The 9,447-nt window shown below is 68.6% G+C and carries 8 protein-coding genes; 3 read left to right on the forward strand and 5 right to left on the reverse strand.

Annotated features, from left to right (window positions below):
* Positions 1-8: 8 nt before the first annotated feature.
* Positions 9-797 (forward strand): SapC family protein, encoded by a 789-nt coding sequence (locus AC1DSO_RS05775; RefSeq protein WP_477067939.1) that lies wholly within the window; start codon positions 9-11, stop codon positions 795-797.
* A gap of 69 nt (positions 798-866) precedes the next feature.
* Here AC1DSO_RS05775 and AC1DSO_RS05780 read toward each other — a convergent pair whose 3' ends face one another.
* Positions 867-1,259, reverse strand: a complete 393-nt coding sequence (locus tag AC1DSO_RS05780; RefSeq protein WP_047406797.1) for an acyl dehydratase — start codon at positions 1,257-1,259, stop codon at positions 867-869.
* Between the two features lie 116 nt (positions 1,260-1,375).
* Here AC1DSO_RS05780 and AC1DSO_RS05785 point away from each other — a divergent pair, with 116 nt between their 5' ends.
* Positions 1,376-3,529, forward strand: coding sequence for a protein-disulfide reductase DsbD family protein (locus AC1DSO_RS05785; protein WP_477067940.1), 2,154 nt, complete (start codon positions 1,376-1,378; stop codon positions 3,527-3,529).
* A gap of 108 nt (positions 3,530-3,637) precedes the next feature.
* Here the strand turns inward: AC1DSO_RS05785 and AC1DSO_RS05790 are convergent, their stop codons facing one another.
* Both AC1DSO_RS05790 and AC1DSO_RS05795 read right to left on the reverse strand, forming a co-directional pair.
* On the reverse strand, positions 3,638-4,369 hold the full coding sequence (locus AC1DSO_RS05790; protein ID WP_477067941.1) for a DUF1353 domain-containing protein: 732 nt from the start codon (positions 4,367-4,369) through the stop codon (positions 3,638-3,640).
* Between the two features lie 110 nt (positions 4,370-4,479).
* On the reverse strand, positions 4,480-4,974 hold the full coding sequence (locus tag AC1DSO_RS05795; RefSeq protein ID WP_477067942.1) for a hypothetical protein: 495 nt from the start codon (positions 4,972-4,974) through the stop codon (positions 4,480-4,482).
* 104 nt (positions 4,975-5,078) lie between these two features.
* Here AC1DSO_RS05795 and pgi point away from each other — a divergent pair, with 104 nt between their 5' ends.
* The gene (gene pgi, locus AC1DSO_RS05800) at positions 5,079-6,698 is read left to right on the forward strand and encodes a glucose-6-phosphate isomerase (protein ID WP_477067943.1); all 1,620 of its coding nucleotides are present in this window, start codon (positions 5,079-5,081) and stop codon (positions 6,696-6,698) included.
* A 116-nt stretch (positions 6,699-6,814) separates the two neighbouring features.
* Here pgi and AC1DSO_RS05805 read toward each other — a convergent pair whose 3' ends face one another.
* A complete protein-coding gene (locus tag AC1DSO_RS05805; protein ID WP_477067944.1) occupies positions 6,815-8,857 on the reverse strand; it encodes a TonB-dependent receptor plug domain-containing protein in 2,043 nt (680 codons plus the stop codon).
* A 187-nt stretch (positions 8,858-9,044) separates the two neighbouring features.
* Complete coding sequence (locus AC1DSO_RS05810; RefSeq protein ID WP_477067945.1) at positions 9,045-9,329, reverse strand: hypothetical protein; 285 nt, start codon at positions 9,327-9,329, stop codon at positions 9,045-9,047.
* Between the last annotated feature and the right edge of the window lie 118 nt (positions 9,330-9,447).

The raw sequence follows: 9,447 nt of genomic DNA on the forward strand, positions 1-9,447 counted from the left end.
AGCTCTTCATGGAAACGACCCAGTCCGCCGGCGAAATCTCCGGCAACGTTCTGTTCTACAATTCGCCGGAGCCGCTGAATCGCGAGCAGCACGCCAAGCTGGCCCTGGTCCACAAGGACAAGCCTTACGGCTTCGCCGCTTCCGGCACGGCCGTGCCGCTGACGGTCTCGGAATTCGCGCCGGCCGCCCTGACCTTCCCGGTGATCTTCGCCGGCGACGACCGGGTGCCGCTGGCCGTGATGGGCCTGAATCAGCAGGAAAACCTGTTCATCGGCGCCGACGGCTCGATCGAGCCGAACGTCTACATCCCGGCCTATATCCGCCGCTATCCGTTCGTGCTGGCCAACGATGACACGCAAGACCGTCTGATCGTCTGCATCGACCGCGGTTCGGACCTGCTGACCGAAAAGGGCGAAACGCCCCTGTTCGACGCCAAGGGCGAACCGACCGAATACACCCAGAACTGCATCAAGTTCTGCGACGACTTCGAGGTCGAGCGCCGCCGCACGGACTCGTTCGTCCAGATCCTGAAGGACAACGACCTGTTCGAGCTGAAGAAGGCCACCTTCCAGCCGCAGGACGAAACCGGCGCTCCGGCCGGCGAGCCGGTCACGGTCGCCGAGTACTTCGGCGTCTCGGAAGAGAAGCTGAACGGCCTGCCGGCCGCCAAGCTGAAGGAACTGCAGGAAAACGGCGCCCTGGCCCAGATCTACGCCCATCTGGTGTCGCTGCTCGGCTGGGATCGCCTGATCAACAAGACCATGATCAAGCAGCAGGAAGCCGCCAACCTGAACTAAGGTCGGTCGCGGATCGCAAGATCGAAGGGCGGCGGGGCTTCGGCTCCGCCGCCTTTTTCTTTGCCGAAGCTACCGCGCGAAGATGCTGCGGGTCAGGCACGAGAAGACCAGGCGCCCGGCTTCGTCGAGCAGGTCGTGCTGGGCGATGATCATGCCCTTGCCTTCGCCGACCGGGTCCTTGCCCATCACGGTCATGCGGCCGCGCAGCAGCTCGCCGACGGGCGGATTGCGCATCCAGCGCAAGGCGTCGACGCCCAGGCGTTTGGTCTGCGGCCAGGCGGCGCTGGACTCGGTGTCGAGCCGGGTCCAGATGGCGTAGACCATGCCGTCCGGGGCGCCGTTCTCGACCGGCCAGCCGGGCGCGAAGGCGGCGATGAACGCCTCCAGCGCCTTCTGGTCGACCGCTCGCGAGCCCAGGTTGACGACCTGTCCGATCTCGATGTCGTCGAAGGCGGCGGGCATGGGCGACTCCGGGTTGATTCTCGAATCGACTGTCGGCCGCGGCTTCACCATTGTCGAGCCGCCCTTGGCGGGCCATGTGTGCGTCCGCTGTCGTTTTTGCTCCCGGACCCGCGCGCATGTTCCTGAAGAGAGCCATCCTCGCCCTGCAAGCCCTGCTAGCGGCGGGTCTCTTGGCGGGCGCGGCCGTCGCCGGGCCGGTGGTCAATTCCGGGCACATCGAGTCCGAGCTGGTCGCCCAGGAGGCCGGGATCGCGCCGGGCGGCACGGTCTATGTGGCCCTGCGCCAGAAGATCATTCCCGGCTGGCACACCTATTGGCGCAATCCGGGCGACGCCGGCGAGGCGACCCGGATCGCCTGGACCTTGCCGGCCGGCTGGACCGCCGGCGACATGGTCTGGCCGACCCCCCAGAAGGCTCCGCTGGGTCCGCTGCTGGACTATGCCTATGAGGGCGAGGTCCTGATTCCCGTGCCGATCACCGCCCCGGCCGACGCCCAGGTCGGGACGACGATCAGCCTGAACGCCGCCGTCTCGTATCTGGTCTGCGAGCAAGTCTGCGTGCCGGAGGACGCCAAGCTGACCCTGCTGCTGCCCGTCGTGGCCGGCGCGCCGGCGGCCGATCCCAAGTGGGGCGCGGTGGTCGGCGAGGCGCTGGCCAAGGCCCCCAAGCCCGCCGGCCTCAAGGCCGTGTTCAAGCTGGACGGTCAGACCTTGAAGCTGGCCGTCACCGGCAGTCCGCTGAAGGGCGCCGACCTGGCCGGGGCCTATTTCTTCCCCTATTCGCCTAAGGTCATCGAGCACGCCGCCGACCAGGCGATCGAGCGCGGCCCCGAGGGCCTGACCCTGACCTTGAAACCCGGCTACGACTTCGTCGGCGGCGGGACCGCGCCGGCCGAGCTGGCGGGCGTGCTGGCCACCAAGGCGGGGGCCTGGGAGGTCACCGCCACGGCGGGCGAGCCTCCCGCGACCGCCGCCGGCCTGGGCGCGCCGCCGGTCGAGACGGCGCCGGCGACCGGCATGGCTGGAGGCCTGATCGGCGCGCTCGCCTTCGCCTTCCTCGGCGGGTTGATCCTGAACCTGATGCCGTGCGTGTTCCCAGTGCTGTCGATGAAGGCCGCCAGCCTGGCCGGCCACGCTCATGACGCTGGCAAGACCCGGTTGCAGGGCCTGGTGTTCCTGCTGGGCGTCGTCGCCACCTTCCTGGCCCTGGCCGGCCTGCTGCTGGCCGTGCGAGCCGGCGGGGCGGCGGTGGGCTGGGGCTTCCAGCTGCAGTCGCCGCTGGTCATCGCGGGTCTCGCCTTGCTGATGCTGCTGGTGGCCCTGAACATGTCGGGCGTCTTCGAGATCGGGACCTCGGTCCAGAACGTCGGGTCCGGCGCTTCGGCCAAGGGCGGCGCGACCGGAGCCTTCTTCACCGGCGCCCTGGCCGTGGTGGTGGCCGCGCCGTGCACCGCGCCGTTCATGGCCGGCGCCCTGGGCTACGCCCTGACCCAGCCGACGGCCGTCGCCCTGTCGGTGTTCCTGGCCTTGGCGCTGGGTTTCGCCGCGCCGTTCGTGGCCGTGGCTTTCATCCCGGGCCTGCTGAAGCTGCTGCCGCGTCCCGGCGCCTGGATGGACGTGCTGAAGAAAGGCCTGGCCTTCCCGATGTACGGAGCGGCCCTATGGCTGGTCTGGGTGTTCGCCCAACAGGCCGGGCCGATCGCGCTGGGCCAGGTGCTGGGCGCCGGCGTGCTGGCCGCCTTCGGGGCCTGGCTCTACGGCTTGGCCCAGGCCCGTCGCGCTTCGGGCAAGGCCTCGGCCGTCTCGATGATCGTCGGCCTGCTGGCCCTGGTCGCCGCCATCGCCCTGGCCGCTTCGGCCGCCCTCTCGGCCAAGCCCCCGACCGCGGGTGCGAGCGCCGAGGCGCCGGCCGCCGGCCCGGGCCTGGCCGCCGAGGCCTGGTCGCCGGAAAAGGTGAAGCAGCTCCAGGCCGAGGGCCGGCCGATCCTGGTCGACTTCACCGCCGCCTGGTGCGTCACCTGTCAGGTCAACGAAAAGGTCGCCCTGTCGGGCGCCAAGGTCGCCGACGCCTTCAAGGCCCAGAACGCCGTCTATCTAAAGGCCGACTGGACGAACCGCGACCCAGTCATCGCCAAGGCCCTGGCCGATTTCGGCCGGGTCGGGGTGCCGCTGTATGTGGTCTATCCGAAGACCGGCGGCGCGCCCGTCATCCTACCGCAGCTGCTGACCGAAGGCCTGGTGATCGAGGCGATCGAGAAGGCGGGACAATAAAACTGTCATCCCGGACAAGCGCGCAGCGCGCCGATCCGGGACCGCAGGAAACGCAGAGCTTGTTGCGGTCCCGGCTCTCCGCTTCGCTGCGGCCGGGATGACAAGCAGTTATCGTTTCTTATCCAGCCCGAACGGCAGCTTGGCCTTCACCTGGTCCAGCGGGGTCTTGGTGACGATCACCGGCGGCGGGGCGATGATCGGCGCGGTCTTGATCGGATAGGCGCGCCAGCCGCTCTGGATCAGGGCGCCGAACCCCTGGCATTTCGGAAGATAGCGGACCATGCCGATGCGCGGCTTGGCGAACGGCGCGGCCTGGACCAGGTCCTGGCGCTTGGGGTCGATGAACCGCCAGTCGGTCGGCAGGCCATAGCCCTTCTCGCCGCCCAGCCGCACGGCCTGGTAGGCGATCTTGGCCTGGAAGGGCGGCACGCCGTACTTGAGCATGGCCCGCAGGAAGATTGCGTCGGCCTCCTCGCGCTTGCCCGGCTCGCCGATCGTGTAGAGCCAGTCGTGGACGATAGCCGCCCGCGCCGTCGGACCCTGCGGGTCGACGAAGCCCTGGCCGTACCAGGGCACGCTGGCGAAATCGGTGACGTACCAGCGCGGCACGACGATCAGCTTGCCCGTCTCGACGTCGCAATAGGGGAACTCGGCGTCCAGGGTGAACAGCTTGCGGCCGTCCTTGGTCTGGTTGAACAGCATGATCGGCTGCGGCGTCAGCGAACTGGGCGGCGTGGGCGCGATGACCGGCACGAAGACGGTGGTGTTGGTCTCGGTGGCGCAGGCCGCGAGCGTCAGGCCGAGGCCGATCAGGGAGGCGAGGGTCTTGGTGCGGGACATCGATCGAGCAGAGCAGGGGGAGGGCAGGCGATCTTCTGAGCGCCGGGACCCCTTGGAGCAAGCAAGAATGGCGAAGTTTCGACCGCCCCGCGCGGCCGTCCCCAAAGGCCTCAGGCCGCCGGTTGCGGCGGGGCGGTGATGACCTCGACGTTGTCGTTCAGCAGATAGACCATGTCGCGCAGGGCCAGGTCCTGGTCCTTGAGGGTCTTGGCCGCGCCGACGGCGGTCAGTTTGTCGGGCAGGTCCTGGCTGATGCCGCGCAGGATGCACTTAAGGTCGTCGACCGCGCCGCGCTCCTTCAGGGTGACGTGACCCTTCATGTCCAGCGCCGACAGGTCGCCGATCCGGGTCGAGAAGGCGTCGAAGCCCTTCAGCGCCTTTGCCGCGCCGGTCGGATCCGCGCCGGCCAGCGCCTGGCGATAGGTCTCGGTCTGCGCCTTCAGCTGCTTGGCGCGCTTGACGATGTCCAGGAACAGCGGCTCTCCGGCGACCGAGGGCGGAACGGCGGGCTGCTGCAGCACGGCCGGCGTCGTAGCGGCGGCCTGACCTGGACTGAACGAAGCCATCCAGAGCATGGCGGAAAAGGCGACGGCGTCACAGGACATCTGTTACTCCCGCAAAAAACGTCAATGGTCTGCCATGACGCGGCGGCGGCTCTTTGATAAGCCCCGTTCCGTAAACGCCGATTTACCAAAAGGACATCCTCCGCATGGCCGATCTCGACACCGCCTGGAACCGCCTGGAAGCCGCCGCCAAGGCCGCCGGCGAAAAGCGTATTGTCGAGTTCTTCGATGCCGAGCCTGGAAGGCTCGAAGCGCTGACTCTCGACGTCGCCGGCCTGCATCTGGACCTGTCGAAGCAGGCCTGGGACGAGGCCGGCCTCGAAGCCGCCCTCGACCTGGCCCACGCGGCCGACGTCGAAGGCGCCCGGGCCCGGATGTTCGGCGGCGAGGCGATCAATTCGTCGGAGGGCCGGGCGGTGCTGCATACCGCCCTGCGCGCCCCGGCCGACGCGGACTTCAAGGTTGGCGGCCAGCCGGTGATGGCCGAGGTCGACGCCGTTCGCCAGCGGATGAAGGCCTTCGCCGAGGCCGTCCGCTCGGGCGCGATCAAGGGCGCGACCGGCAAGCCGTTCAAGGCCATCCTGCACATCGGCATCGGCGGCAGCGACCTCGGCCCCCGCCTGCTGTGGGACGCCCTGCGGCCGATCAAGCCCCAGATCGACCTGCGCTTCGTGGCCAATGTCGACGGCGCCGAGTTCGCCCTGACCACGGCCGACATGGATCCCGAAGAGACCCTGGTCATCGTGGTCTCCAAGACCTTCACGACGCAGGAGACCCTGGCCAACGCCACCGCCGCCCGCGGCTGGCTGGCCGAGGCCTTGGGCGAGGCGGGCGCGAACCAGCACCTGGCCGCCATCTCCACCGCGCTCGACAAGACCGCCGCGTTCGGCGTGCCGGACGATCGGGTGTTCGGCTTCTGGGACTGGGTCGGGGGTCGCTATTCGCTGTGGTCGTCGGTCAGCCTGTCGGTGGCCGTCGCGGCCGGCTGGGACGCCTTCCAGGGCTTCCTGGACGGCGGAGCGGCGATGGACGCGCACTTCCGCACCGCGTCGCTGGAGAAGAACGCCCCGGTGCTGGTCGCCCTGGCCCAGATCTTCAACCGCAACGGCCTGGACCGCCGGGCCCGCTCGGTCGTGCCCTATTCGCATCGCCTGCGCCGCCTGGCCTCGTTCCTGCAGCAGCTGGAGATGGAGAGCAACGGCAAGTCGGTCGGTCCCGACGGCAAGCCGGCCCAGCGCGGCACGGCCACCGTGGTGTTCGGCGACGAGGGCACCAACGTCCAGCACGCCTATTTCCAGTGCATGCACCAGGGGACCGACATCACGCCGATGGAGCTGATCGGCGTCGCCAAGTCCGACGAGGGCCCGGCCGGCATGCACGAGAAGCTGCTGTCGAACCTCTTGGCCCAGGCCGAGGCCTTCATGGTCGGCCGCTCGACCGCCGACGTCGTCGCCGAGCTTCAGGCCAAGGGCGTCTCGGAGGCCGAGATCGCCACCCTGGCCCCGCAGCGCACCTTCGCCGGCAACCGGCCCTCGACCCTGGTGGTGCTGGAGCGCCTGACGCCCCGGACCTTCGGCGCCTTGATCGCCCTCTATGAGCACAAGACCTTCGTCGAAGGCGTGATCTGGGGGATCAACAGCTTCGACCAGTGGGGCGTCGAGCTGGGCAAGGTGATGGCCGGCCGCATCCTGCCCGAGCTGGAGAGCGGCGCGGCGGGCCAGCATGACCCGTCGACGACGGCGATGATCGCGCGGCTGCGCAAATAAGATCTGTCATCCCGGCCGTAGCGCAGCGAAGAGCCGGGACCGTCGCAAGCGCTTGCGTTTCCTGCGGTCCCGGATCGGCGCGCTACGCGCTTGTCCGGAATGACAGTTTCTACAGCCTAAAACGTCTTCCTCACCCGCAGCGTCACGAAGGTGCGCGGATTGATGTCCCGGTCCTCGACGAAGGACACCGCGCGGTCGGTGCGGTTGGCGAAGACGGTGCGGCGGATGGTGAAGTCGTCCCAGATATTCAGCTGGGCGCGGATCGCCAGGGTCGGGGTCGGCTTGTACTCGGCGAAGGCCTCGTAATAGCCCGCCCCGCGCCAGACATTGGTCTGGTCGACGTCATAGGTGCCCCGGCCCAGCAGCGGCAGCCAGTTGATGCCCCACTGGGTCTTGTACTTCGCCAGGTCCTGCTGGAAGCCGATATTGGCCTGGGTCGGGCGCACGCCCGTGATCGGCCGGTCCTTGCCCGTCGTCGGGTCGGTGACGTGGGTCTCGTTCCAGTCGTTCTTGAAGGTGAAGCGGCCGCCCTTGATGCCGAACTTGTCGGTCGGCACGATGATGTTGACCGACAGCCGGTCCAGGGTCGCGTCGCCGATATTGCCCGTCGCCGACAGGCCGCCGGGCAGCGGCAGGCGGTCGATCACCCCGATGATCTCGTCGTGGCGATAGCCGATCGAGACGATGCCCTCGCCCCAGAAGCGGCGCTCGTAGCTGATCTCCGAGATCCAGCGCTGCTCGGGCTTGAGGTCGACATTGCCGCCATAGACGGTCTCGTCGTCCAGGTCCGACGAGGCGGCGAAGTCCTCGAAGTCCAGCTGGCCCAGCTCGCGCTCGAAACGGAAGCGCACTTGGTTGTTGGCCTTGGGCGTCCAGGTCGCCAGGAACCGGGGCTTCAGATAGAAGAAGCTCTTCTCGTTGGACGCGTCGCCCGACTGCTTGATGGTTGACTTCTCGGCCCGCAGGCCGCCCTCCAGGGTCAGCTTCGGATTGACCCGCCAGGTCGCCTTGGTGAAGGCCTCGCCGCGCAGCTCCTCGACCTTGACCGAGGCGCTAGGCAGGGGCACGGCCACGCCGCCGACGCTGTAGGCCTGCTTGACGTCCAGCATGTTGTAGGCGACTTCGCCGCCGGCCTCGATGGTCAGGGCCTTGGATTGTTCGAAGCGGACCAGGCCGCGGGCGATCGACTCCGAAGAGTCGCCGTCGGCCACGAACCGCTGCTGGGCGCTCTTGACGCCCGACAGCGTCTCATCGCCGGTCGAGACGTTGTCGAAGTTCTCCAGGCTGTGGATGGCGCGGGTCTCGAGGTTCCAGCGCGGGGCCAGCGGCCGGGTATAGGTCAGGCCCACCTCGGCCGAATGGCTCTCCTCGGCATAGGCGCTGCGGCGCAAGGCGGTGGCCGAGCTGAGCTCCTGCCATTCCTTCCAGTCCTCGACGCCGTAGCGGGCCGTGGCCTCCAGCTTGCCGCCGGCCACCGGGCCGGAGAAGTTGCCGCGCACCGAGCGCCCGCCGCCCCAGCCGTCGTTGATATAGGCCTCGTCGCGGATCAGTTTGCCGGTCCCGTCGTGGCGGACGTTGCGGCCGACGCCATTGCTGTCGCTGGACGAGGTGCCGTCGCTGAGCGTCACGCCCCAGCTCTTGTCGCCGTTGGTGGCGGTGAACTGGTAGCTGCCGCCGTAGATGTCCTGGCCGCCGTCGAACAGCATGGCGTTCCAGGTCAGGATCGACTGGTGGCTGACGCCCTTCTTCAGGATCACGTTCACGATCACCGCATAGCCCTGCATGTCGACGCCGGGGGCGCCGCCGCGGATCAGCTCGATGCGCTCGACGCGGTTGGCGGGGGTGCGGGAGAGCACGTTGGACCCAGTGTCGTTCTTGGAGGCCGGGCGGCTGCCGTTGATCAGGATGTTGCCGACCGCGCCCTCGAAGCCCCGGGCTCCGGTGCCGTCGTCGACGTCGAAACCGGGCACCCGGTCGACCATGTCCAGGGCGGTGTTCGGGCGCTGGGCGGCGAAGAAGTCGGGCTGGAACACCAGCACACCGCTCTGGCCGGCGGCCGGGGCGGCCTCGACCGTGGGGGCCGGCGCCTGCTGGGCGTGAGCGGCGCCGGCGAGCACGAACATGGCCGCGGTGGCCAGCAAAATGGACTTGGTCATCACTGTATCCCCTCAGTGAGGAGAGGTCTGACCGCCGCGTCCGTTGATCTCAAGTTACAAGGCGGAAATGTGGATTACTTTTGGGTCAGATTACACGCTGTTCATGTCTCGTCTGGCCCGGCTTGTGGATAAATCTGCCCCGGATCCGGGTTTGACTTGAGAATGTGTGTATAGGACCTGGCGACGGACCTCATCGCGCCCGGCGTCGCGCCTCGGTCACGAGCCGATCCAGCACCGGCGTGCGGCTGGGCGCCATCAGCTCGGCCCGGGCCTCGGCGAAGATCCGCCGGTTCTCCGCGCAGGTCGCCCGCATGGCCGCCAGCTCGCACGGCGGAACCCGTTCCGCCATCGCCTCGGCCTCGCGCTCGGCGCGGGCGGTGATCCGTTCCAGGTCGTTATAGAAGTCGAACATCGTCCGCGTGCGGTTGGAGACGTGGCGCGGACGCTGGCGGCGGGGCGGCTTGGACTTGGGCATGGGAGGTTCCTTTCCTGTGATCCTCCCCCCAGCGGGGGAGGTGCTCAGCGTCACTGGCCCCCTCCGCGCCTGCGGCGCTCCTCCCCCGGAGGGGGAAGAAGGTCATACCCTTCCGCCC

The sequence above is a fragment of the Caulobacter sp. P4_E5 genome, from assembly GCF_056401555.1.